General features: G+C 53.2%; 23 protein-coding genes and 1 riboswitch. Of the genes, 15 read left to right on the forward strand and 8 right to left on the reverse strand.

From position 1 onward, the window contains the following. From Q7P68_RS11265 to purD, 9 genes are all read left to right on the forward strand, one after another. A partial coding sequence (locus tag Q7P68_RS11265) for an RsmG family class I SAM-dependent methyltransferase (protein WP_304225714.1) occupies positions 1-273 on the forward strand: 273 nt, incomplete at its 5' end. A gap of 50 nt (positions 274-323) precedes the next feature. After that, positions 324-944, forward strand: a complete 621-nt coding sequence (locus Q7P68_RS11270) for a GNAT family N-acetyltransferase (protein ID WP_304225716.1) — start codon at positions 324-326, stop codon at positions 942-944. A gap of 9 nt (positions 945-953) precedes the next feature. Continuing rightward, the gene (locus tag Q7P68_RS11275) at positions 954-1,727 is read left to right on the forward strand and encodes a potassium channel family protein (protein ID WP_304225718.1); all 774 of its coding nucleotides are present in this window, start codon (positions 954-956) and stop codon (positions 1,725-1,727) included. A gap of 215 nt (positions 1,728-1,942) precedes the next feature. Beyond that, positions 1,943-2,044, forward strand: a riboswitch (purine riboswitch). An 85-nt stretch (positions 2,045-2,129) separates the two neighbouring features. After that, positions 2,130-2,840 carry a phosphoribosylaminoimidazolesuccinocarboxamide synthase gene (purC, locus tag Q7P68_RS11280; RefSeq protein WP_304225720.1) on the forward strand — a complete coding sequence of 237 codons (711 nt, stop codon included), beginning with the start codon at positions 2,130-2,132 and terminating at the stop codon, positions 2,838-2,840. A 57-nt stretch (positions 2,841-2,897) separates the two neighbouring features. Then, on the forward strand, positions 2,898-4,277 hold the full coding sequence (gene purF, locus Q7P68_RS11285) for an amidophosphoribosyltransferase (protein WP_304225722.1): 1,380 nt from the start codon (positions 2,898-2,900) through the stop codon (positions 4,275-4,277). 13 nt (positions 4,278-4,290) lie between these two features. Then, positions 4,291-5,487, forward strand: coding sequence for a phosphoribosylformylglycinamidine cyclo-ligase (gene purM, locus Q7P68_RS11290; RefSeq protein WP_304225724.1), 1,197 nt, complete (start codon positions 4,291-4,293; stop codon positions 5,485-5,487). Continuing rightward, positions 5,480-6,268 (forward strand): phosphoribosylglycinamide formyltransferase, encoded by a 789-nt coding sequence (purN, locus tag Q7P68_RS11295; protein ID WP_369695322.1) that lies wholly within the window; start codon positions 5,480-5,482, stop codon positions 6,266-6,268. Before purM ends, purN begins: the two co-directional genes overlap by 8 nt. Positions 6,269-6,297: 29 nt before the next feature. Continuing rightward, on the forward strand, positions 6,298-7,902 hold the full coding sequence (gene purH, locus Q7P68_RS11300) for a bifunctional phosphoribosylaminoimidazolecarboxamide formyltransferase/IMP cyclohydrolase (protein ID WP_304225726.1): 1,605 nt from the start codon (positions 6,298-6,300) through the stop codon (positions 7,900-7,902). Positions 7,903-7,940: 38 nt separating this feature from the next. After that, entirely contained in the window at positions 7,941-9,266 is a 1,326-nt protein-coding gene (purD, locus tag Q7P68_RS11305; RefSeq protein ID WP_304225727.1) for a phosphoribosylamine--glycine ligase, read from the forward strand. Between the two features lie 25 nt (positions 9,267-9,291). Here the strand turns inward: purD and Q7P68_RS11310 are convergent, their stop codons facing one another. Genes Q7P68_RS11310 through Q7P68_RS11320 form a run of 3 tightly spaced genes read right to left on the reverse strand, consistent with a single transcriptional unit; the run spans position 9,292 to position 13,628 of the window. Beyond that, positions 9,292-9,897 (reverse strand): TetR/AcrR family transcriptional regulator, encoded by a 606-nt coding sequence (locus Q7P68_RS11310; RefSeq protein ID WP_304225729.1) that lies wholly within the window; start codon positions 9,895-9,897, stop codon positions 9,292-9,294. Between the two features lie 40 nt (positions 9,898-9,937). Continuing rightward, positions 9,938-11,755, reverse strand: coding sequence for an ABC transporter ATP-binding protein (locus Q7P68_RS11315; protein WP_304225731.1), 1,818 nt, complete (start codon positions 11,753-11,755; stop codon positions 9,938-9,940). A 22-nt stretch (positions 11,756-11,777) separates the two neighbouring features. After that, positions 11,778-13,628 carry an ABC transporter ATP-binding protein gene (locus Q7P68_RS11320; protein ID WP_304225733.1) on the reverse strand — a complete coding sequence of 617 codons (1,851 nt, stop codon included), beginning with the start codon at positions 13,626-13,628 and terminating at the stop codon, positions 11,778-11,780. 367 nt (positions 13,629-13,995) lie between these two features. On the opposite strand from Q7P68_RS11320, the gene Q7P68_RS11325 reads away from it, so the two are divergent. Continuing rightward, a complete protein-coding gene (locus Q7P68_RS11325) occupies positions 13,996-14,751 on the forward strand; it encodes a CPBP family intramembrane glutamic endopeptidase (protein ID WP_304225734.1) in 756 nt (251 codons plus the stop codon). Here Q7P68_RS11325 and Q7P68_RS11330 read toward each other — a convergent pair. The 5 genes from Q7P68_RS11330 to Q7P68_RS11350 form a co-directional block, all read right to left on the reverse strand. Then, positions 14,748-16,418: a histidine kinase dimerization/phosphoacceptor domain -containing protein gene (locus Q7P68_RS11330; RefSeq protein WP_304225736.1), complete on the reverse strand. Its 1,671-nt coding sequence runs from the start codon at positions 16,416-16,418 to the stop codon at positions 14,748-14,750. The genes Q7P68_RS11325 and Q7P68_RS11330 overlap by 4 nt on opposite strands. Positions 16,419-16,425: 7 nt before the next feature. Next, entirely contained in the window at positions 16,426-17,541 is a 1,116-nt protein-coding gene (locus Q7P68_RS11335) for an ABC transporter substrate-binding protein (protein ID WP_304225738.1), read from the reverse strand. Next, positions 17,538-18,593, reverse strand: a complete 1,056-nt coding sequence (locus Q7P68_RS11340; protein ID WP_304225740.1) for a glycoside hydrolase family 5 protein — start codon at positions 18,591-18,593, stop codon at positions 17,538-17,540. Before Q7P68_RS11340 ends, Q7P68_RS11335 begins: the two co-directional genes overlap by 4 nt. A 171-nt stretch (positions 18,594-18,764) precedes the next feature. After that, on the reverse strand, positions 18,765-20,432 hold the full coding sequence (locus tag Q7P68_RS11345) for an AMP-binding protein (protein ID WP_304225742.1): 1,668 nt from the start codon (positions 20,430-20,432) through the stop codon (positions 18,765-18,767). A 15-nt stretch (positions 20,433-20,447) separates the two neighbouring features. Then, on the reverse strand, positions 20,448-21,020 hold the full coding sequence (locus Q7P68_RS11350; protein ID WP_304225744.1) for a helix-turn-helix domain-containing protein: 573 nt from the start codon (positions 21,018-21,020) through the stop codon (positions 20,448-20,450). A 539-nt stretch (positions 21,021-21,559) separates the two neighbouring features. On the opposite strand from Q7P68_RS11350, the gene hisG reads away from it, so the two are divergent. From hisG to Q7P68_RS11375, 5 genes are all read left to right on the forward strand, one after another. Then, entirely contained in the window at positions 21,560-22,414 is an 855-nt protein-coding gene (hisG, locus tag Q7P68_RS11355) for an ATP phosphoribosyltransferase (protein ID WP_304225746.1), read from the forward strand. A 15-nt stretch (positions 22,415-22,429) separates the two neighbouring features. Then, positions 22,430-23,035: an imidazoleglycerol-phosphate dehydratase HisB gene (gene hisB, locus Q7P68_RS11360; RefSeq protein WP_304225748.1), complete on the forward strand. Its 606-nt coding sequence runs from the start codon at positions 22,430-22,432 to the stop codon at positions 23,033-23,035. Then, positions 23,032-23,670, forward strand: coding sequence for an imidazole glycerol phosphate synthase subunit HisH (hisH, locus tag Q7P68_RS11365; RefSeq protein ID WP_304225750.1), 639 nt, complete (start codon positions 23,032-23,034; stop codon positions 23,668-23,670). The genes hisB and hisH overlap by 4 nt, the downstream gene beginning before the upstream one ends. Beyond that, positions 23,660-24,436, forward strand: coding sequence for an imidazole glycerol phosphate synthase subunit HisF (hisF, locus tag Q7P68_RS11370; RefSeq protein WP_304225752.1), 777 nt, complete (start codon positions 23,660-23,662; stop codon positions 24,434-24,436). The genes hisH and hisF overlap by 11 nt, the downstream gene beginning before the upstream one ends. Beyond that, a partial coding sequence (locus tag Q7P68_RS11375; protein ID WP_304225754.1) for a HisA/HisF-related TIM barrel protein occupies positions 24,430-25,388 on the forward strand: 959 nt, incomplete at its 3' end. The genes hisF and Q7P68_RS11375, both read left to right, overlap by 7 nt.

The following is a 25,388-nucleotide window of genomic DNA, read 5'->3' on the forward strand; positions in this document are numbered from 1 at the left end:
GTCCGCCTTGAACAGGCGGACATCGAAAAAGCCCGCTCCGGTCCCTTTGATCTCATCACATTTCGGGCCTTCCGCCCCCTGGAGCCGCCCATGCTTAAAGCTCTTACCAAGCTCCTTACCCCAGACGGTGTCCTAGCGGCTTACAAGGGCCGTCTAGAAAAAATCCACGAGGAAATGGCACCCATAGAACATCTAGTCTCAGGCTGGGAAGCTCTACCCATTCAGGTGCCATTCCTTGAAGAAGAACGGCACCTCGTGATTATAAGAAAGTAATCAGTCTCATTACCCTTGCGCAATTTGCAAACTACGGGTATGTTTTAGCAATGGACATACGTGAGTACCGGGAGCCTGATCTCCCCTACCTGTACGAAATCTGCCTTAAAACCGGCGACAACGGCAAGGATGCTACCGATTTATATCATGACCCTTATGTGCTGGGTCAGTTCTATGCAGCGCCCTACGCTTTTTTCGAACCCGATTGTGTTCTCATTTTGGAAGGTGAATACCATGGTCTCACACGTCCAGTGGGCTATATTCTCGGGACCTCCGACACAGCAGCCTATACAGAGTGGTTTAACCGCCGCTGGCTGCCTTCTGCAGCAGCCATCTATGGGGCCGCAGAGCCCGCAAGTGATGTGGATGGCGCAAAAAGCCCCACAGAGGCATCAGTACGGAAACTCTTTTCTCAGCCCCTTGAATGCCCGCCCTGGGCTGCGGACTATCCGGGTCATATTCATATCGACCTATTGCCTGAAGCCCAGGGCTCTGGCTGGGGAAGACGGCTTATGGACGCCATTTCCGACCGTTTTGTCCGCAAGGGATGCCGGGGCTTTCACCTGGGGGTCAGCGCGGCTAATCAGGGGGGCATCGCTTTTTACCGCCGCTACGGTATGACAGAAATTACGCAGGAAACCTGGGGCATCGTCTTCGGAAAATTGCTATAATAGCTCTATATGAAGCTGAGTCATCGTATCATCTTTTCGATAGGGCTCCTGCTTACGCTCCTTGCAACCGGTACGATCGGCTACATGGAAATTGAGCACTGGGATCCTCTGAATGCACTCTATATGTCCATTATTACCCTAACCACCGTAGGATTTACCGAAGTGGCGCCCCTGTCACGGGCAGGGAAACTCTTTACCATTGCCTACATTGTCCTCGGCATCGGTTCGGCCGGTTTTGCCATCACCACCCTTTTTACCTACCTATTCGAAGGGCCTGTCATGAATACCTTTAAGGAGCGGCGCATGAATCTATTAAAGAAACGACTGCAAAACCACCATATTGTATGCGGCTACGGGCCTATCGGGCGAGAAATAACCCAGGAATTTAGCCGAGCCCAACTGTACCATGTGCTGATAGATAAAAATGTTCATCAAGATAGTATTAAAGACCCCGAATACACCGTCCCCGTGTCTGGGGACCCCCAGGACGAAGACATCCTGCGGGAAGCCAAAATTGATGTTGCCCAGAGCCTCATCGCGGTGCTGGATGATGATGCGGCAAACCTATTTCTTGTTATGACCGCCCGACAGTTAAACCCTTCGCTAAAAATTATTGCCGAAGCGAGAAGCGAAGGGGCTATAAAAAAGCTAAAACGGGCCGGGGCGGATGTGGTAATAACCCCGTATCAGATAGTGGGGAGGCGGATTGTGGAAAGCATCCTAAAGCCAACGCTCACTCACTTCCTCGATATTGTGTCCAAAAAACAGGAGCTATCATTTTAGCTATTGTTGATGAAAACGGCTCGCTTCGGTCCAACAGCCAGGAACGGACAAGCCTGGCCAGCATTCCCCTCCAGGCAGGCGACAGCCTCATTGCCATCGGCACCGAGGAACAGCTTGAACAGCTCGAGGACTTCCTGCGCAGCCAGGAAATGTAGAGAGTGGCATTAATGCCCCGCCCCCCTTGTCCAGTAGGGCCCCTTTGTGGTAGTCTGCGGCCAGACAGTACGCCATCGGTCCATATATGCCCCGTAATACGGTCGGGGTGTCTCTACCAGGAAGCCGTAAACATCCTGACTATGGGCTGAGAGACATAATGTGGCAGGGGGACCTGTTTTCCTCAGGCCAGCCATACCTACAGGGGCCGAGGGGCATACGTCAATCTACGACGGGGAGGCTCCGCCCATGTATACCAAGGCACAGCAATTATACGAAGGCAAGGCTAAAAAGGTCTTTGCCACCACCGACCCAGACCTCGTAATCATCCATTATAAGGACGACGCTACGGCTTTTAATGGCGAAAAAAAGGGCCAAATAGAAGACAAGGGCGTCATGAACAATAAAATCACCTCAATACTCTTTTCCCTCCTTGCAAAGTCTGGCATCCCTACTCATTTTGTGGAGCAACTCAATGACCGGGATGTACTATGCAAAAAGGTAACCATTATTCCCCTGGAAGTGATTGTCCGCAACGTCGCGGCGGGTTCCATGTCCAAGCGGCTTGGCGTTCCAGAAGGCACAGAACTTAAAACCACGGTATTCGAAATCTCCTATAAAAACGACGCGTTGGGGGACCCCCTCATCAACGATTACCACGCGGTCGCCATTGGACTGGCTACCTTTGCGGAGCTTGAGGAAATCTACCGCCTCGCCGGACGCATCAACGAAACACTCAAGGCCTTTTTCCTGGAACGGGGCATTAGGCTCATCGATTTTAAACTCGAATTCGGAAAGACTTCTCAAGGGGAACTCGTCCTGGCAGACGAAATATCCCCCGATACCTGCCGGTTCTGGGACGCTAAAACCAATGAAAAACTCGACAAGGACCGGTTCCGCCGGGACCTGGGAAATGTAAAAGAAGCCTATGTGGAAATCCTGTCCCGGATCAGCCGCTAAGGGCCAATCAAGCGCGAATGGACCGGGGACGGTTTTGACAGAGAGAGGAGCAGAGCCATGATGGATGACAAACTCCACGAAGAATGCGGCGTTTTCGGGGTCTATTCAAATAAGGCGGACCAGAACGTGGTACCCCTGGTCTACTATGGCCTTTTTTCGCTCCAGCACCGAGGACAGGAGAGCGCCGGTATCGCCGTGGCCCGAGACGGCACTATAGAGAGCAGGAAAGGCATGGGCCTGGTGGGCGAAGTTTTTAACCCCGCTACACTTGCCCAGCTTTCGGGGCCCCTCGCCATCGGCCACGTCCGCTACTCTACCGCGGGTTCCAGCACCATAGAAAATGCCCAGCCATTCGTAAGCCGCTTTAAGCTCGGTTCCATTGCCGTGGCCCACAACGGGAATCTGACCAATGCAACGGTGGTACGAGAACTGCTTGAAGATGCCGGCGTCGGCTTCGTATCCTCCAGCGACAGCGAAGTTATCATCAATCTGATCGCTAAAAATTATAAAAAGGGGCTCGAAAAAGCCCTGACCGATACCATCCAATTTATCAAGGGAAGCTATGCCCTGGTGGTCATGACCGAGACAAGCCTTGTCGGCGCCCGGGACCCCCACGGCATCCGCCCCCTCTGCCTTGGCAAAATAGAAAACGGCTGGGTGCTGGCCAGCGAATCCTGCGCCATCGATGCGGTGGGCGGCGAATTTGTCCGGGACATCGATCCGGGGGAAATCGTCGTCATCGATCAGAACGGCGTTCTTTCGTTCCGCTTCGGCGAACGGACCCGCAAGGCGGTCTGTGCTTTTGAGTACATTTATTTTGCCCGGCCCGACAGCACCATCGATAAGGTTGATGTATACCAGGCCCGTATCCGGGCGGGGGAAATCCTCGGCAGGGAATCGGCGGTCGTGGCGGACCTGGTTATCGGCGTCCCCGATTCGGGAGTTCCCGCTGCCATCGGTTACGGTCGGGCTACGGGAACACCCTTTGGCTTCGGCATTGTTAAGAGCAAATACGTGGGCCGCACCTTTATCGCCCCGAACCAGGACGAACGGGAACGGGCGGTTTCGGTAAAGCTCAACGTCCTAAAGAGCGAAGTGTCGGGGAAACGGGTCGTCATTATCGATGACTCCATTGTCCGGGGAACCACGAGCCGCCGCCTCGTGACACTCTTAAGACGGGCCGGAGCCAAGGAAGTCCATTTCCGGGTCTGCTCGCCGCCAGTCCGTTTCCCCTGCTATTTCGGTATCGATACCCCCCACCGAAAGGACCTCATTGGCAACGCAAGCAGTGTGGAAGAAATATGCCAGGCCATCGGGGCCGACAGCCTCGCTTTTATTTCCACCGAGGGGCTCCTGGAAGCCCTGGACGGGGAAGCGGGCTATTGCCTTGGCTGTTTTACCGGAGAATACCCGGTTCCGACACCGGGAGAAGACTAATTAAGGAAGAAAAATGGATTACAAGCAGGCAGGAGTGGATATTACCGAGGGCTACCGGGCGGTAGAACGCTACAAGGACCTGGCCGCCGCAACCATGGCAGACGGCATCGTCGCCCGTTCGGTCATCAATGAAATCGGCAGCTTTGCCGGTATGATGTCCCTCAAGGAACTGATTCAGGCAGGATCGGGCATGGAAGACCCGGTACTCGTTTCCGGAACTGACGGGGTGGGCACCAAGCTCGACATCGCCTTCCGTATGAAAAAATACGACACCGTCGGCATCGACTGTGTAGCCATGTGCGTCAACGACGTACTCTGCCACGGAGCGCGGCCCCTCTTTTTCCTCGACTACCTGGCCTGCGGGAAGCTGGATGCGGAAATCGCCGCCAGCCTCGTTAAGGGCGTAGCCACGGGCTGCCGAGAAACCGGCTCGGTGCTCCTGGGCGGAGAAACCGCAGAAATGCCCGGTTTTTATGATGAAGGAAAATACGATATCGCCGGTTTTTCCGTTGGCATTGTGGACCGGAAAAACATTGTAAACGGTCAAAAGATACAGATTGATGATGTCCTCGTGGGTATCGCGTCCTCAGGCCCCCATTCTAACGGCTACAGTCTTATCCGCAGGGTCATTACCGATTTGGCTGAAGATTTTGGCGGCATGCCTATCGGTCATGCCCTGCTTGAACCGACTAGGCTCTATGTAAAACCCGTCTTAGCCCTCATGGAACGGGTCCAAGTCCGCGGCATGGCCCATATCACCGGTGGCGGTTTTTATGAAAACATCCCCCGAATGTTCGCTGAACCGCGGACTGCCATCATTAAAAACGGCGCCTGGCCCATACCGCCTATTTTTGCCCGCATTGCCTACGGCGCTGCGACGGACGGCAAGGGCCCCCTCAAGGGTGCCGCTGCCCAGCAGGAAGGGGAGCGGCTCCTCCGGGAAGACTCGGAACTCCGGCGCAGCATGTTCAATACCTACAACATGGGCATCGGCTTTGTGCTGGCCCTTAAAAAGGAAGATGTCCAGACTGCCATCGAGTTCCTTGACAGTCAGGGCTACCCGGCCTGGGAAATCGGCCGGGTCGGGCCGTATCCTACTTCCGGTACTGCCGGCAGTTTGGCCGGAACATCTGAGGCTGGCGCCGCCGCTTCAGGCGGACAGGGCAAGAGCGGCAAAAATCCCGGCCTCGGCGAGGTCCGCTTTGAATAGGGCTTATGCTGCTGACGGCAGGGCTATAGCAGGCGGCCCTGCCGCAGCGGGCGATACCACTGCAGCGGGCGGTGCCGCCGCAGCAGGCGGCGCCGAGAATGGGGTTACCGCGGCCAGCGTCGCCGCGGAGCCCGCTGCCGACAAAAACACCCCAGTGCCCTTCGCCGTGCTTGTGTCGGGAAACGGCACGAACCTGCAGGCCCTGCTGGACGCCGAACGTTCTGACCGCCTCGGCCGGGGCCGGGTAGCCCTGGTAATTTCGGACCGGCGCGGCGCCTATGCCCTTGAACGGGCCCGGCTTGCGGGAAAAAAGGCCCTGCTCATAGAAGCAGACCAAAACCTGCCCAAGGAAGCGCGGCGCCGGGACCTGTCAGACCGGATACTGGCTGCGGTCCGGGAAGCACAAGCTGAATTCATTGTCCTCGCGGGGTTTCTTTCTATATTAAAGGGCCCCATACTCGACACTTACCGAGAGCGGATCATCAATATACACCCTTCCCTCCTTCCAAAATTTGGCGGCCCGGGCATGTACGGCGAACGGGTGCATCAGGCAGTACTCGCAGCAGGGGAAACCGTTTCGGGCTGTACGGTCCATATCGTAGATCAGGGCACCGACACGGGGCCCATCCTTTTGCAGCGAACCGTGCCGGTCTTGCCCAAGGATACACCAGAAAGTCTTGCCGAACGGATTCATCATGAAGAACACATCGCCATCGTCGATGGCGTTTTGGAACTCCTTTCCCGTCTGGGTAATTTGGACAATAGAAGGGCATCCTCCTGAGAGCCCAATACAATAACAAGGGACTAGCAATGAAAAAGCGTGCATTAATCAGTGTATTTGACAAAACAGGTATATTCGACCTGGCCAGCTTTCTCGTCCAGGAAGGCTGGGAACTCCTTTCCACCGGCGGCACCGCCAAGTACCTTAAGGAACAGAGCCTCCCGGTTACAGATGTCTCGGCGGTGACCGGTTTTCCCGAATGCCTGGACGGCCGGGTAAAAACCCTGCACCCCGCCATTCATGCGGGGCTCCTGGCCCGCCGGGATGTGGCGGAACACATGGAGACCCTGGAAAAACTTGGCCTGGGAACCATCGACCTGGTGTGCGTGAACCTCTATCCCTTTTTCGAAAAAGTCCAGGCGGGGCTTTCTTTGGAAGACACCGTTGAGTTTATCGATATTGGCGGCCCCACCATGCTCCGCTCGGCGGCTAAAAACTTTGCCCATGTACTCGTACTCACCGATCCGGCGGACTATGCAGAGGTCCGGCAGTACCTGAGCCAGGGCTCGGTTCCCCTGGAGTTCCGCAAGCGCCTTGCCGGCAAGGTCTTTAATCTCACTTCCGCTTATGACGGTGCGATTTCCCGCTATTTACTGGAAGAAGACTATCCCCATTATTGGCCCATGAGCCTTGAGAAAAAACAAAGCCTCCGGTACGGCGAAAATGCCCACCAGAGCGCCGCCCTCTATGTGAATACGGACAGTACCGGCGCGCTGGCTGCGATGGAACAGATTCAGGGTAAGGAACTGAGCTACAACAACATCCGGGATCTTGATTTGGCATGGAAGGCCGCCTGCGCCCTGGGGGTCCGCTTCCCCAACGGGACCGTAGTGCCTCCCCTGGGTCAGGTTGATGAACACCTCCTAGGCCGCGGCGCCTCAAATCGCGAGTTTCCCGCCGCCTGTGTGGCGGTCAAGCACAACACCCCCTGCGGCGTCGCCTACGGCTCCACCATCCTCGAAGCCTACGAAAAGGCCTATGCCTGTGACCCGCTTTCCATTTTCGGCGGCATCGTCGCCTGTACCGCTCCGGTAGACGGGGCCACCGCCGAAAAACTCGCAGAACTCTTCCTTGAAATCGTTGTGGCCCCGGACTTTACCGCGGAAGCTCTGGAAATCTTCAAAGCTAAAAAGAACCTCCGGGTCATGAAGGCCCCGCTGGCCCCCCAGGATAGGGTGGAATGCATTTCTGTTGATGGGGGTCTTTTGGTCCAGTCCCGGGACATGCGGCTCATTGAAAAATGGGAAGTGGTAACGAAGAAAGCCCCGGACCCGGCGGATCTTGATGATATGCTCTTCGGAATGCGGGTGGTTACCTTCGTTAAATCCAACGCTATTGTGGTTGTAAAGGATGGCTCCGCCCTCGGTATCGGCGGCGGTCAAACCAACCGTATTTGGGCTGCCCAGCAGGCCTTAGACCGGGCGGCGGCGGCAACCGGTACGGGGCAGCGAGCGCGGGTTCTTGCCTCAGACGCATTCTTCCCCTTTGCCGACGTTGTAGAAGCCGCCGCCGCCGCAGGCATCACCACCATAATTCAGCCCGGCGGCTCCATACGGGACAAGGAATCCATAGAAGCTGCAGACCGGCTCGGCATCGCCATGGTCTTTACCGGAAGCCGGCACTTTAAACATTAATTGGCCGCGATATAATCTGGTCCTACAAAGGATAGTCTATGAAGGTTTTGGTTATTGGTTCTGGCGGACGGGAACACGCCATTGCATGGAAACTTGCCCAATCAGGGCGGGTAGAACAAATCTATGTGGCGCCGGGGAACGGCGGCACCGCCCTGGAAGCAAAGTGCCGCAATGTGGCAGTTCCTGGCGGCGACCCGGGGGCTCTGGCGGCTCAGCAATTTCTGGTTAACTTTGCCCGCACCGAAAACATAGACCTTACCGTGGTGGGACCAGAAGCCCCCCTCGCATCTGGTATTGCTGACCTTTTTGGCCAAGCGGGCCTTGCGGTGGTTGGCCCCCGGGCCGCCGCCGCCCGGCTTGAATCGAGCAAGGCCTTTGCAAAAACCTTTATGGCCGCCCACGGTGTCCGGACTGCCCAGAGCAATACATTCACAGATTACGGAGCTGCCATGGATCTGGTCCGGAGCCACTTTGCAGGCCCGGACCGTGGGCGGCCCCTGGTTATTAAGGCCGACGGCCTCGCCGCAGGCAAGGGGGTGGTTATCACCAGCCGGGCCGAGGAAGCGGAGGCTACGGTCCGGGACTTTATGCAGGAAAAGGCCCTGGGAGATGCGGGGTCCACCCTTGTTATAGAAGAATATCTTGAAGGAAAGGAAGTATCGATTCTGGCCGCAGTGCAAGCAGGGCCTGACCTAGATCCAAATACGGCTCGGATTATTCCCTTTATTCCGGCCCGGGACCACAAACGCCGCTACGACGGCGGCGAGGGCCCCAACACCGGCGGTATGGGAGCTATTGCTCCCGTGCCGGATTTTACCGAAGCGGCCCAAAAGGATTTCCGGGAACATATTTTAGAACCGACACTCCGGGGACTCCAGGCTCAAGGGCTCCATTACCGGGGCTTTATTTTCTTTGGTCTCATGGTTCAGGATAACCGCTGTTATCTTTTGGAATACAATGTTCGCCTGGGGGACCCGGAAACCCAGGCTGTACTGCCCCTTATGGCAAGCGATATGGCAGAACTCTGCCAAAGTATTGCAGAGGGAAAACTTCATCAATATGAACTGAAATGGAATGGCGGCTTTGTCTGTGCCCCCGTGGCAGTAGCGGAGGGCTACCCGGGCCCTTACCGGAAAGGGGATCTCATCAGCCTTGGAAAAGAAAAAATCGCCGCTTCCGGCGCTCAGGTATTTATTGCCGGCGCGGCCTTAGACCAGGGCAGCTTAAGAACAAGCGGCGGCCGGGTCCTCGCGGTATCTGCCCCGGGCTCTAGCCTGGAAGAAGCCCGCAGCCGGGCTTACAGCGCCATGGATGCGGTCCGCTTTGACGGCATGGGCTACAGGCGAGATATCGGAGCCTGCTAGTAGTGCTTCTGACAGGCGCGGCTTTTCAGTATTTGTACTGTAAGCCGCCGAGGATAATGGCGCAGAATCGCTCAATAAGCTGATTCCGCAGGTCCGGTGCCATGGACCTTTCCACCGCTATGCGGGATGCAAGTCCCGTGAGGCTCGCCCAGATTGCCAAGGCGGTGAGCTCTGGATCTGCGGGGGCAAAGTCTCCCTTTGCCATGCCTTCGGAGAGTACCTTAATAAACATGGCAAAGGTTTCCCTGTTTTTGCCGATATCCTTTCGGACAGAATGGACTTGCTGCCGGGCAGGACGAGAGTCCTGCAAGAGGACTGCTTTGAACAAGTCAGGAGACTCAAGTACAAAATTGATATAGGCATAAACAGCCTCACGCACCTTTTGTGCAGGGCTCAGATGCTCGTTTTCTAAAACGGCTCGCAAGGCCGATACAAGGCGCCCATATCCATTCTGTATAATCGCCCTGAGCAGTTCTTCCTTGTTTGCAAAATGCCGGTAAATTGCAGCCTGGCTCACGCCGACCAGGGCGCCCAGCTTCCGCATGGAAAGGCCCTCTATGCCCTGCTGGGCCAGCAAGAGGGCTCCCTTTTCCAGTATCAATTGTTTCGTATTTTTATCTTCATTTTCCATGCGTTAAAGTTAACAATGTTAACAGTAAATATCAAGAGCCTTAGGCTCCTGAAGCCTCAAGAAAGGCTTCTTCTTCCAGGAATTGCTGGGTATAGAGCTTCCAGTAGGCGCCACGGCGGACCATGAGCTCCTCGTGGTTTCCGTCTTCTACAATCCTGCCCTTGTCCAGCAAAATAATGCGGTCCGCGGTCCGAATGGTAGAAAGCCGGTGGGCAATGACGATACTGGTTCTCCCCGCAAGCAGCCGTTCTATGGCGTGCTGTATGAGCACCTCCGTCTCGGTGTCCACCGAACTGGTAGCTTCATCCAGCACAATGATACGGGGGTCCGCCACAAGAGCCCGGGCAAGGCTGATAAGCTGTTTCTGCCCCACCGAGAGGAGCGCGCCCCCTTCTCCGACCGGAGTATCAAAGCCCTTTTCGAGTCGTTCTATAAAGCCAAGGGCATTGGCATCCCGGGCAGCCCGGTATATTTCTTCATCCGTCGCGTCCAGTCTACCGTAACGGATATTGTCCTTTACGGTACCGGAAAAGAGGAGCGGAGTCTGCAGCACATAACCCAGCTGGCTGTGGAGCCAGTGCTGGGTCCGTTCCCGGTAGTCCTGGCCGTCTATCAATATGGATCCTTCTTCTGGTTCATAAAAACGGCACATGAGGTTTACCAGGGTAGATTTTCCGCAGCCCGTCTCGCCGACCACCGCTAGGGTTTGTCCTGCGGGGATTGTCAAAGAGAAATCCTTAAAAATCCAGGGCCCCTCTTTCCCATACCGGAAGGATACACGGTCTAGAACCAGGTTGCCGACTACCGTAGATGAAGCTGCAGCGCCAGGCCGATCGACAATTTCTGGCTCTGTTTCGATAAGCCCCACGAGCCGCTCCGCGCTGGCCTGGGCAGCTTGGAATTCGGAAAGAACCCGCGCAACTTCCCGGGCGGGGTCAAAAAACATCATGGCATAATTCACAAAAGCCACGAGGGTTCCTACGCTGATGCTTCCCTTAAGGAGAAAACTGCCGCCGGCCCCCAGCGCGAGGGCCGCTCCTGTCGCTGCAAGGAATATAACCATCGGAAGATAGATGGCGGACAGTCGTGCCGCCCGGATTGCATAGTCCCGCAGGGTAGTACTCCTGTGCGCAAAGTCTCTGCAATTATGTTCTTCTATACCAAGGGCCTTGGAAGTACGGGCTCCCTGGAGACCTTCATTAAAGAACCCGGTAACGATTGAATTGGCCTTCCGGGATTTTCTCTGGGTCGCAAGGATTCTTTTTTGGAACCAGAAGGTTACCAGCAAAAGCGGAGGCACAAACACAAGGGTGATTGCGGCCAGTAGGGGGTTCATGACAATCATGAAGATGACAATGGTTATCATCATGGTTGTTCCCCACACAAGGTCCACAATACCCCAGGCTATGGTATCTCCCAGCTTCTGGGCATCCGATGTCATCCGGGCTATAATCCACCCCGCCGGGGTTCGGTCATAGTAGGAAAAACTCAACTCCTGAAGCCGGCGGAATGCCTTATCTCGCAGGGTATGGCAAAGCCGGACTTCGATAATGCCGGCCACCATGATGAGGGCCCACACATTAAAGCCCTGTAAAAGGGCTAATAAGCCGTAGCGAACCACAAAGTTTGCGATGCGTCCTTCCGATCCCGGTTTTCCAAGATCAGGAATAAGGGTATCGATGGCATAGCGGGTCATCTGGGGAAATATTCCATCCAGTATGGCCACACCGATCATAATGACCACAAGGGCCCCGATGACGGGATACAAGAATTTTCCGAAACGGAAGATCTTTTTCCACACATCCACATCAAAGCGGGAGCTATATTCTTTTTCTTCAAATTTATTATATTCTGACATAAGTAATCCTTTTTAGAGCGAATTAAAGCGAAAAAGCGCTCTGTAATTCCGCAAGCCGCCGGTAAAAGCCCGGCTGCGCGGCCAGTGTTTCATGATTGCCCAGTCCGGTCACCCGGCCCGCTTCCAAAACAAGTATCTGGTCTGCTTCGGCAAGGGTGGTAAGCCGGTGGGCAATGATGATTGATGTCGAAGTTCCTTCTCCGATAGATTCCCGGATAAGCCGGTCTGTCTCGGTGTCTACCGCGCTCAGGCTGTCATCAAGAACAAGGATGGGAGCATCCCGCAGCAAAGCCCGGGCAAGGGCAAGCCGCTGGCGCTGGCCTCCGGAGAGGGTTACCCCCCGTTCTCCGACCATTGTTTCATAGCCATCTTGAAAACCGAGGGCAACCTGATGAAAGGCCGCCACTTCAGCGGCCTTTACAAGCCGCTTTTCATCGATTGCATCCTGGCCTATTACAATATTTTCCCTGACAGTTTTCCCGAAGAGAAAACTGTCCTGGAGTACGATAGAAACATTCCTCCGCAGTTCTTCCTTTGGAATGCTCCGTAGATCGCGGCCGCCGATTAAGATTTCCCCCGCACTTGGTTCATAAAACCGGAGAAGCAAATGGACCAGCGTAGATTTTCCGCTCCCCGTGGGGCCGACTATGGCGAGCCGCTCTCCGGGATTTACCGTAAATGAAATATCCTTAAGGACCTCAGTCCCATCCGGATAGGTAAAGGATACATTCCGGAACTCAATGCAAGCCCTGCTCCAGTCGATTTTATGATGAACATGAGCTTGTACGAGGTCTTCTTCTTTTGCCAGAACGAGCAATTCGGCAATACGGCCAAGGGACACTTTTGTTTTACCCGTATCCGCAAGAATCCGCCCGAACTGCCTGACCGGCCAAAGAACCTGCTGTTCATAGGTTAAAAACAGCACTAAAAGGCCCAAGGTAATGGTTCCGCCTGCAAAGAGGTGCAAACTGGCGCCCAAGAGGAATGCGATTTGGAGCAGCCCGAGGAAACTTGAAAAACCCCAGTAAAAGGCGAGCCAGGTTATCAATTTGTACACCTGGTCCCGCAGGTTGCTGTTGGCCCTTGCAAAGCGTTCAATCTCATACTGCTGCCGGGCGAAGGCCCGAACAACCCGGATACCGGTTACATTTTCCTGAACAATGCCCGAAAGGATACCCTCCCGTTCATCGGCCACGAGAAATAAGCGTTCCACTATTCTCTGAAAGAAAAACGAAAAGAGAATAATGACCGGCATCACGAGACTCCCCCAGAGTGTAAGATGGGGGCTCAAGGAAAGCATGATGGGAAAGGCAAAGCTGACCAGGGCCAGGGTCCTGAAAAGCTCCACAAATTCAAAGGCTAAAAACCGGCGCACCGTATCCACATCGGAGGTGCATCGCTGGAGCCAATCACCGGTCTGGGCTCGAAGCAACGTTTCATAGGGTAGGTACTGGATATGCCGATAGAGCCTGTCCCGGAGCCGCTTTGCACTTTCCTCAGCAGAAATGTTGATACAGAGTGAGGCAATAAAACTAAACAGGGCCTGCATCAATATCATGGATGCGAACGCAAGCCCCGCAACCCACAGATGGGATCTGAGCCAGGGTCTCCATGAGTCATAGGCGCTTAAGTCTATAAGGATGTTCAACGGAAGCCGTAACACAAGGGGCGCCGTTCCGATAATGCTGTCTATGGTGATCTTTACGATCATAGGGGAAATAAAAGTAAAAAACACTTCAAACAGCAGGGCCAAGAGCCCCGCTAGGTACAGAAACCGATGTTTGCCCAATGCGTTCCACAAGAGGCCGATACGGCCATAGGGCGGCCACGAGTTTTTCTGGATGCTGTAAATTTCTTTTGTTGTTTGCGACACGGTCTTCCTCCTGGAAGATGGTTTTGCGCGATGAAGCCTAATCCGTGTCTTTGTATGATAGAACAATAAAAAAGGACCAGGCTTCCCGTGGAGCTGGTCCTATTCGTTTGTTAATCCAACAATATGTTATTGGAAAGACCGGAATAGCCAGCTGCCGGGCGTTACAGAGGCAAAAATGCCCCGAGCTTCGATGTACAGGCGTACAACAACTGCATTAATTCGCATTCACCGGTCTCCTTTGCTTAGATTTTCGGTTTCCCGAATTGATTGATAAGATCCACATTAAACTTCATTGCAAGGTTTGTCAATACAAAAGTAATTTATTTTGACCCTTGACCATAAATGTTAACAGTGTTAACATTCTGCAATGATAAACACACATACTTACTATAAAATCGCCTTCTTGGGTATTCTCTTTCTTGCAATTACCCGGATTGCAAGTGATGCGGCTTTTAGTATTGCTCGTCCGATTTACGACAATCTGTATTACATTGATCTGGATGGCAGTTTTTTATATATCACCGTGCATCATATAATACAGGCCCTGTGTGCATTATTGCTTATTTATTTAATATCTTTGTTTGCGGCTATTCCTTTAAAAGATTTTGGTTTTACCTGCAATGAACTGTCCTATGCTATTAGAACGGTACTAAAATTTTGCCTCTTTTGGTTCATTTTTCAGGGGAGTATCGCCCTCGCAATGCGCTTATCAGGCATAATGATAAACTCCTTTCCATTTCCTCTCACCATAAAAAATTTTATTACCTATTTTGCATTTCAAATTCTATTATCTGGAACGAGCGAAGAACTCTTATTCAGATCCCTTGTCATCACCCCATTGTTGGTATTCAGTACGAGACGTGGAATATCAGAAAGAAAGAGCAAGATTATTGCGGGGCTTATAGCAACTGTCATCTTTATGCTGGCCCATATCAATTTTACTCTTGTACCATTTAGGGTTACCTATTTTAATCTATTACAACAACTTACGTGTCTCGTTTTTGGCATTTTTTACACCTTTTTGTTTCTAAGAACCAGAAGCATTATTGGGTCTATGCTGGCTCATAACTTGCTCAATGCGGTTATTGTTTTGATAGGCTTGATAGTAAAGATATTATCTTAGCAAGGAAAACTAAACTCCACCACCGCTCCGCCTTCATTGCGCCAGGAGAGCTTTCCTTTGAGCTGGTCCATAAGCCCCTGCATCAGGGTAAAACCAAGGGAGCGGCCCGCAGTAGGATTAAAGTCTTCTGGGAACCCATGACCAGAATCTTTTACCATAATCCGAACCATGCCAATGTCGTCCTTATCGATACTAATGACAAGTTGTACAAGACCATCTTCATTGACACCATATTTTATTCCATTCATGCAGGCTTCGAATACTGAAAGCGCACAGGGGATAGCCTGGGTCAGGGTAATCGGGATTTCTGTTCCATAAATAGTGTAATTGACCTGTTTGGGACTATTTGCGAGGAGCAACTCCACTAAATCCTCGATATAGGCCTTGAGGGGCAGGGATTCCACACCATCGGTCTGGTAAATCTTTTCGTGTACCATAGCCATGCTTTGGATACGGAGCCGGGAGTTTTCAAAAAGTTCAAGGTCCTTTTCACAGGCAAGCTCATCCCCCTGCAGGGCGAGGAGACTGGATACGATTTGCATGTTGTTTTTTACCCGGTGATGGATTTCCCGGAGCAATATATCTTTTTGTTGGAGCGCCGCCTGCAATTCCCGGTTCGTTTCTTCGTATTGATTTTCCCTGGTCCGCACTTCCGCAGACATGGTGTTAAAGGTATCGATAAGCCGGTTTATTTCGCGGTAGGAACTTCTGTGACGGATAATCTGATACACACCTTGCTGAACTTGCTGACTTTCTTTGGTCAATACATCAATAGAAACTATTATATTTTTACCTAGGCTGTATCCTACAAGGGTTTCCAAAAAGAATGCCAGAAGAGAAACAACAATGCCAATTATCACCACATCGGTTGCAGTCTTGAATGCATTTTGAGCGGTTTCGGTTACAATTACATACCAGTCTGGTCCTGGAATAAAACTGACTGATGATATGAGATCATATCCATTGAATAGGTGCCGTATGGTCCCTTTGCGGTTTTTCTGGGCCCAGTCAAAAAGCTCTGTATTGGTGATTGAGTATTGTTCTTCGACAAAAGATTTATAACGAGATGCAAAGATGGTTCCATATTTGTCAACAATAGCAAGGGATGTAATTTGTTCATTTCCCAGCATGTTTGAGAGCCGCGATAACCATGCAAGATTCAGGTATGCTGCAACAACCCCATCACGTTGGTGTACCGCAACCATAAGAGTAGGATTCTTAGTTTGGGTAGAAATAAACACAGGTGAATAAACCGGATCGGCTGTCGTCCGTTTGAGAGCTTGCTGCACATAGGTATGACGTGAAAAGTCGAATCCTTTAAAGATTTTATTTTGCGGAATCGTATCAATCACAAAACCATCTTCATTAATAAAAAACACATTTTCATAGATGCCGCTGCTCACCAAACTGGACTCTGCGAGTTTTTTTGATAGGTTATCCTTAAAAGATAATTCGGATGTAACACTTTGCAGCAGTGTGCTTGCATCAAGAATCTGCTGTTCAACACTCAGAGCTATGCTTTTAGAAAGTATTTGGTTTCTTTGAATGACCGTGTCATTTATACCCCGTTTTATTACCCAAAACAAAACAGCCGACATGGCAAGCATGGGAAGCAAAACAGAGAGGCTGATCATGGCAATTAAGGTTTTTCGAATACTTCTGTTCATAAGTATATCATGGAGTGGCTACAAGTTTACCGGATCGAATTTCCAGCCGTTGGAACGGAATAATCGGATCGCCATAGGGATCGATCGAGAACGGCCCCTGCAGGCCATCGTACTGTTTGTTAATGATTGATTCCTTAATATTTTTGGTTCCGTTCTCTTTTATAGCCTTTGCAAGGACGAGCACCGCATTCCAGCCTTGAGCTGCACCAAAATCAGGATCCTTCCCAAAAGCCTGGCTATACTTCTGGACAAATTGCTTCCAGGTAGCCGCTTCGAACTGGGGATTAAAGGGAACGGTAAAGGCCATGCCTTCTACCGCGTGTCCTCCATTCTCTATCAGGCTCTGGGACATGGACCACCCGGTACCTAAAAAGGACATGGAAAACCCTGACCGCCTGATCAATTGAGCGAGAATTGCTGTATCCATACTGTTGGTAGTAAAGAGCACCAGGTCTGGTTTGTACTGTTCCAGACCGGTAAGCAGTGTTTGGGTTCCCAGGGGATCCTTTGGATCATAGGGGAGAACAACAACCGGCACATCACCCCCTTGATCTGCTGAGAGACGACGAAATTCGGCGGTATAGGTTCGCGCCAGGGGCTGAGAAAAGGCCTGGTTCGATAGATCATCAACCACACAGGGCTTTTTTGCTCCCCGCTTATAAGATTCCTGAGCCAGCCCTAAGGCTTCGTTAGTGTTAGGAGTGGTAAGCCGAATAAACATATCATCGAGACCGCTGAAATCGGGACTGCTGGCAGAGGGGCTTATAAGGGGAATATGAGATTCGTTAGACAAGGGAATAAGTTCCCGAGCAATACTGCTTGTCATGGGCCCGATAATTGCCACAACCCTTTCTGCTGCAAGCTCGCGGAACACAGAAACGGCAGCTTTGGGATCCTGTTTATCATCCCGAACCAGAAGCTCAATCCTCCGCCCCCGGATACCGCCCTGACTATTGATCGCGTCGATTGCCAGGGATACTCCGTTTCTGCCGCTGATTCCGAGATCAGAATTAAAACCCGAGAGCCCCCCGATAAAACCAATTTTGATGGGCTTGAGCGAACAGCTTACAAAAAAGAAGCCCAGTAAAACGACCATTAATAAACGAATACAAACCCCTTTCATAAAGATCCATCTCCCTGCAGGGCTCCTATGATTTCTTGCCGCCATTGGCCGGAAACAGGATCATAAGCACCAAATCCCTGGGAATATTCCCAGTAAGCCCAGCTCATGCCCCGCGTTTCAGCCTCTCGGACAACAAAAGCAGTCCAGGCCCTGCGATCCTGGGGGAGCGCATGTTTGCCATAGGAACCAAATTCTCCGAGAAATATATGAAAATTCCGCTTTGGCCTGCGATTCCAAGCTTGGACCGCATCAAGCAAGGTGATTAAACTTTGCTGTTCCTTTGGGCTGCCCTTCCAGCGGGTCCCAATCCAGCGGGAAGACCCCTGTACCCATTCAGCCCCCTGATGGGTAAACTGAAAGGGCTCATAGAAGTGTATGGTAATTATCGTATTATTACTGTTACAGGATTCTGGCAGCATTAATTTCTCAAGCCCGTCAACCCCGCCCCAATTGGCGGTTCCAATCATGATAAAGCGTTCGGTTTGCTTTTTAGTTTTCCAGATAAGATCGGTAAGATCTTTAATGATCTCGTTCCACTCCGAAAAACCAACTGTCCCATTCGGTTCATTGAGAAGTTCAAAGACCAGCTTGTCCTGAGGGAAGGTTGTGAGGGGAAAGGCGTCGCAAATCTGGGCCCAGATAGCAGAGAGCCGCTCCCGATGATAAGGTAATTTCTCGCGTCCCTGGTTCATCATCTCTTCATAATGGTGAACATTCAAAACAACCTTGAGATTATTTGAAAGGGCCCATTGGACAACCTGACTTACCCGGGACATAAATGCGGGGTCTATAGTATACGGAGCAGTTTTTAGGCAATGGTCGGACCAGCGGACGGGAATCCGGACCGTATCAAATCCATTTTCCCGAATCCGTTTAAAGTCATCTTCCTGAATCAGGAGGCCCCCGGTCCAGGCCCCTTCCTGGCCGGCGGCTTCCAGATAATTTCCCATATTAATACCCTTCCCGAGGTTCAGCCCTGCTCCGCCGGCATATAAGCCAGAGACGCATAAAAAGGTTAACAGGGATAAAAGTATTTTATATCCATGCTCCACAGGGAACCTCCAGAAAGAAGAGCCAGTACCAGTATATTCTTTTTCCAGGCTAACTACTATAGGCAGACTACGATAGGCACACTGCCATCGGCAGAATGCTATCGGTCGCACCGCCTTGTGGAAGTATAAGAGAAAATGTTTATTCTGTAAACATTAGAGTTTTTAGCCCATTTACTCCGGGATTATCCCCTGTTCTTCCAGGAGTTTCAACGAAAGGTCACGCAATTTGTATTTCTGTATTTTGCCGCTAGCGGTCATGGGGTATTCGGTTACAAAAAATACATAGCGGGGGATTTTATGCCGCGAAATTTTACCCCTGCAGTAGTCCCGGACATCCGCCTCTTCCATGGTCGCCCCTTCCTTAAGGATGATAAAGGCCCCCACTTCTTCGCCGTACTTCTTGCTCGGTACTCCAACCACCTGCACATCCCGGATACCTTCCATATTATAAAGAAATTCTTCGATTTCCCGGGGATACACGTTTTCGCCGCCCCGGATAATCATATCCTTGATGCGGCCGGTGATACGGAAATACCCTTCCGTGTCCACCGTCCCCAGGTCTCCCGAATGGAGCCAGCCATCGGCATCGATAGCCTTCGCCGTTTCTTCCGGTTTGTTGTAATAACCCTTCATGACATTGTAGCCCCGGCAGCACACTTCGCCCTGTATGCCCGGCGGGCAATCCTTGCCGGTCTCAGGATCCACAATTTTTACTTCCACCCCCGGCAGATGGCGCCCTACGGAGGCGACTTTCATCTCAAAGAGATCCTCCGGTGTCGTCTGGGTCATGACCGGCGACGTCTCGGTAAGCCCGTAGGCAATGGTAATGTCCCGGCAGTGCATATCGTTGATGACCCGTTTCATCACCTCCGTGGGACAGGGAGCGCCGGCCATAATGCCTGTACGGAGGGAAGAAGTATCAAAGAGGGGAAACATGGGATGGTTCAGTTCGGCGATAAACATGGTGGGCACCCCGTACAGGGCGGTACATTTTTCGTTCTGCACCGAAGCCAGCACCAGGAGGGGGTCAAAACTTTCAAGCATGACCAGGGTGCCCCCGTGGGTCAAGGTCCCCAGCACCGCCATGACACAGCCGAAACAATGGAAAAGCGGCACCGGCACGCAGAGCCGCTCATTTTCGCCGAACCGCTGGCTTTCGGCCACAAAATAGCCGTTATTCAGTATATTCCGGTGGGTCAGCATAACCCCCTTGGGGAAGCCCGTGGTACCGGAGGTATACTGCATATTGATGACATCCTCGCAGGAGAGCTCACGCTTTGCCCGTTCCAGGACCGCATGATCAATATGGGTGCCCAGGAGCAATAGCTCGCTTGTGTTGTACATGCCCCGGTGTTTTTCTTGGCCGATAAACATGACATGTTTAAGCCGGGGAAAGCGGATGCTTTTCAAATAGCCCCGTTCACTGTGGCGGAGTTCCGGGATAAGATCGTAGACCATGGCCACATAGTCACTGTCCCGCCAGCCGTCGATCAGGGCCAGGGCGGAAAGATCCGCCTGCTTCACCAGGTATTCAAGCTCCGCAGTCCGATAGTTGGTGTTAATAGTTACGAGCACTACGCCAATTTTGGCGGTGGCAAACATAAAGGTAAGCCAGTCAGGCACATTGGTAGCCCAAATTCCCAGGTGGTCCCCTTTTTTAAGCCCAATAGCAAGGAGGCCTTTGGCGAGGGCGTTGACCCGATCATTAAACTGGGCATAGGTAAAACGAAGATTCCGGTCCGAATATACAAGAAATTCTTTGTGGGGATGGGCTAGGGTCTTTTCTTCCAGAACCTGGCCAAGGGTTTTATCTAAAAGCTGAAAGTTACTCTGCTGCATTATGGAATGCTCCTTTCAATAGGGGGTATACACAACGGCGAGGATTTTTGCCTCCCCATTTTTGCTGTGCACATGATGATCCACAATAGAATCGAGATAGATAGAATCCCCCGCCTCAAGAAGGTAGGTTTCTTTCCCGTAGAAAATTTCTACCCTTCCCTGCAGCACATAGATAAATTCCTCTCCTTCATGAGAAGAAGGTTTTATTTCTTTTGATGAAGACCCGTGAATATCTATAACAAAGGGTTCCATGTGGCGTCCAGCTTTGTTGTGGGCCAGGGAATAAAAATCTAATTCTCCTGATACGGCTCCTGCACTGCCTGCAAACCGCACCGCCTTTACCGGGGAACCTGCTCGAGAAATGACAGGACCAAGGGAATCCACATCATCCAGAAAGGTCCCCAGCCGCACCCCTAAAACCCGGGCAATTTTAATAAGCGGCGCCAGGGACGGCGGCATCTCATTGTTTTCCAGTCCCGCTACCAAATCCGGATTCAACCCTGCCCGTTCTGCCAAATCTGCCGTCGTAATTTTCCGCGATTCCCGAACCTTCCGGATCCGCTCACCCACCTTGTCGTATTCTGCCATATAGTTACTTCCTTTATCTCAACCGCATTTATGGAGAATCCTATCAGGATTTTTATGACAAAACAAAGCCCTCCACCTAAAAAATGCATTATTGCATATTTATACACCCCTTGACATATTTTTTGCATACCGATAGTATATTTATATGAAACGGATTACTATGAACCACCACCATCATCATCACGGGTACTCATGTTGGGGGGCATAGGGTCCGGTGCCGCATTGCGGTTCTGTTCGGCATATACAGCCGTGGGCTCTATGGGGTCCACGGCTTTTTTTATGCCCTTAAAGCCCACTCTCGGGGAACCAGCCTAAAGAAGGCAGTCCTCTGGGAGAGGGAGATTACCCAGCCCCACCATGGTTGTGGGGGGCCGCAAAACCGGCGGGACAACGGAATAGCACCGGAGCGTAAAAATCCGGTGCCATATCCGGCAATAGCCCAGAGGTCCCGCCGGGTTAGCGGCGGGGGGCGCGTCTGATGCACGTCTTCATGGCGTACCAATGGCGCCCCCCGTATTCTTACTGTAGAAGGAGTATGTATGGGAAAGTTGCGGATTCTGATACCCAAGGGACGGATTTTTGACAATGTAGCGCGGCTTTTTGCGGAGGCAGGGATACCGATAAGTCTTTCGGAACGGACCTACCGGCCCAGCATCGCCGCTGACTGGCTGGACGGCAAGGTCATGAAACCCCAAAACGTCGGGGAACTCCTGGAAATCGGGAGCCATGACGCGGGTTTTACCGGCATCGACTGGATTCGGGAAACCGGGTCCGATGTGGTGGAGGTAATGGACCTGGGCTTTGACCGGGTGCGGATTGTGGCGGCGGTACCGAACGAAATGGACGAGGCTGCTCTGAAGGGGAAAAAGCTCGTGGTAGCCACCGAATATGTGAACCTGGCCCGGGAATGGCTTACCAAAAAGGGCTACGATTTCCGCATCCTCAGGACCTACGGAGCCACGGAGGTTTTCCCCCCCGACGACGCGGACATGATTGTGGACAACACATCCACGGGACAGACCCTGCGGGACAATGGGCTTCGCATCGTGGATACGGTCCTTGAGTCATCGACCCGTTTTGTGGCATCCCGGGCAGCCATGGCGGACCCTGAAAAGAAGGCACAGATTGAGGAACTGGTGATGCTGTTTAAGGCCGTACTGGACGGCAGGGAAAAGGTCATGCTCGAAATGAACGTGAACAAGATCCGTTTTCCCGACCTGGTGGCGGGGCTTCCTGCCATGCGGAGCCCCACCATCGCGCCTCTGTACGGAGATGACGGGTATGCGGTTAAGGTGGCTGTTCCCCGTCACGAAGTGCCGGTCCTTATTCCGAAACTCAAGAAACTCGGCGCCACAGACATTGTGGAATACGAACTGCGAAAGGTAGTGCCCTGATGGGCGGGAGGGCCTATGGAACGGATTGCGGAAATTTCACGGAAAACCGGGGAAACGGATATACAGCTCAGACTGAATATTGATGGAACGGGCTTGGCCCGTATCGACTGCCCGGTGGGGTTCCTCACCCACATGTTTACCACCTTTGCCAAGCACGGGCTTTTTGACCTGGAGTTGAGCGCCCGGGGAGACCTGGAGGTAGACCAGCACCACCTGGTAGAAGATGTAGGTATAGTCCTGGGCCAGGCCTTTGCCAAGGCGCTGGGAGACAAGCGGGGCATTGTCCGGGTAGGGAGCTGCCTTTTCCCCATGGATGAAACCCTGGCCCGGGCCGCGGTAGACCTTTCCGGAAGGCCCTTCCTCGTCTTTGAGGCCTCCTTGAGCGGCCTCCCCCTGGTTTCCACGGGGGCGAGCTTTCAAACCGATACGGTGGAGGATTTCTGGCTCGGCTTTGCAAGTAATGCAGGCTGCGCCCTCCACCTGGACATACTGCGGGGGCGCAGCGACCACCATAAAATCGAAGCCCTTTTCAAGGCCGCGGCCCGGGCTCTGCGGGAAGCCTGCGAGGTCGATAGCCGCGCTGCGGGCCAGATTCCCTCCACCAAGGGGGTTCTCGCGTGATTGGAGTCATTAACTACGGGGCGGGAAACCTGGGTTCAGTGATGAATGCCCTGGCCCGGCTCGGCCTCCCGGCCCAATTTGTCCGGGGGCCTGAGGAACTATCGGGGCCTGCATCCTCGCCCTACTCGGCCATTATCTTTCCCGGCGACGGCCACTTTGCCACCGCCATGGAAGCCCTAGACAAATCCGGCTACAGCGAGGCTATCCGGGAGTGGATTGCCGCAGACAAGCCCTTTTTTGGGATTTGCATCGGCCTCCAGCTCCTGTTTGAGACCAGCGAAGAAGCCCCGCCAGTTAACGGCCGGGAAATTCGGGGACTTTCGGTCATTCCAGGAACGGTTCGGAAATTCAATGGCCCCAAGGTACCCCAAATCGGCTGGAACGAAACCCGAGGGGCAGAACGGTCCCGTCTCTTTCGAGACCTGCCCGAACGGGCCTTCTTTTACTATATACACTCCTATTATGTGGTCCCCGCGGAGGCAGGCTGGACCGCCGCCGAAGCGGATTATTATGGAACATACTGCAGTGCGGTAGAACGGGGAGCCCTCGCGGCGGTCCAGTTTCATCCGGAAAAATCGGGGCCCCTGGGACTCGAACTCCTGCGCCGCTGGGCCGAGGTGTACCATGCTCGCTAAACGGATTATTCCCTGCCTGGACGTGGACGACGGCCGGGTAGTCAAGGGTGTGAAGTTTGAAGGAATTAAGGACGCAGGGGATCCGGTAGAACTGGCCCGGCGCTACAATGAACAGGGGGCAGATGAGCTTACCTTCCTTGACATCGGTGCTTCCTACAAAAGCCGGGACACCCTTTTGGAAGTAGTCCGCCAGGTTGCCAAGGAAGTCTTTATTCCCCTCTGCGTCGGAGGGGGTATTCGTACGGTGGAAGACATGCGGCTCGCCATGAACGCCGGGGCGGACAAGGTTTCGGTCTGCACCGCGGCCCTCCGGAACCCAGCGCTGCTTACCGAAATGGCCCGAGCCTACGGAAGCCAGTGCGTAGTTTTATCGATAGACGCAAAACGGGTGTCCGCACCCGGAGAAGCCCCCCGCTGGCATGCCTTTGCCAAGGGAGGCCGGGAAGATACGGGGATTGATGCAATTCAGTGGGCAGTCGATGCGGTCAAGCTCGGTGCGGGGGAAATACTCCTTAATTCGATCGATGCGGACGGCACAGGCGCTGGCTACGACCTGGAGCTCACCCGCCGGGTTGGGGAAGCGGTCCCCGTTCCGGTTATTGCCTCCGGAGGCGCAGGAAGCCTTGACCAAATCGTAGAGGCCCTTTTACCCAGCGGGGGCAATGCGGATGCGGCCCTGGTAGCCAGCATGCTCCATTTCGGAAAAACAACCATAGGGGAAATAAAAACCTACGCAGAACAGAAAGGAGTACGAGTACGATGGTAATAGCTTCGATAGATATTCAAAACGGTAAGGTCGTGCAGCTCAAGCAGGGGTCCCAGCTCATGCTGGAACGGGACGATGCAGCGGCCCTGGCGGCTGAGTTTGACAAATACGGAGAGGTGGCGGTCATCGATCTGGATGCGGCCATGAAAACCGGTTCCAACGACAACCTGGTAAAGTCACTGCTCCGCCGGGCCGACTGCCGGGTCGGCGGAGGCATTGCCACGGTGGAACGGGCGGCGGAACTGGTGAGCCTGGGGGCCAAAAAGGTCATCATCGGCTCCAAGGCATTCCGGATCGGACCGGAAAGTTTCGGCATCAATAAGGACTTCCTTGAAGCCCTGGCAAAAAAAATCGGCCGGGAACGCATCATCGTGGCAGTCGACGCCCGGGAAGGCGAAATTGTGGTTGATGGATGGAAGACCGCCACGGGGCTTCCTCTGATAGAGAGTGCCAAGGCCCTGGAGCCCTATGCGGGGGAACTCTTATATACCTGCGTGGAACGGGAAGGGACCATGACCGGCACCAATCTGGAAAGCGTCCGCTCCCTGCGGGAAGCGGTCTCCTGCCTGGTAACCGTGGCGGGCGGCGTGACCAGCCTGGAAGAAATCGAAGCTATAGCCCGCCTGGGCTGCGATGTCCAGCTCGGCATGGCCCTGTATACGGGAAAAATAAACCTGGCAGAGGCTTTTATCGCCAGTCTTGCCTGGAAAAAAGAGGGAGCCAGCCCAGGCACCGAACAGCTCCTGCCGGTCATCGCCCAGGCGGAGGACGGTCAGGTCCTCATGCTGGGCTATACCAACCGGGAAGCCCTGGCGGAAACCTTTCAGCGGGGTAACCTTTGCTTTTATAGCCGGAGCCGCAACAAACTCTGGATGAAGGGCGAAAGTTCGGGAAACACCCTCAAACTGCTGCGGCTCCGGGCGGACTGCGACCGGGACACCCTGCTCGCCAC

This window comes from Gracilinema caldarium, from assembly GCF_029265695.1.
In the GTDB taxonomy this organism is placed as follows: Bacteria; Spirochaetota; Spirochaetia; order Treponematales; family Breznakiellaceae; genus Gracilinema; species Gracilinema caldarium_A.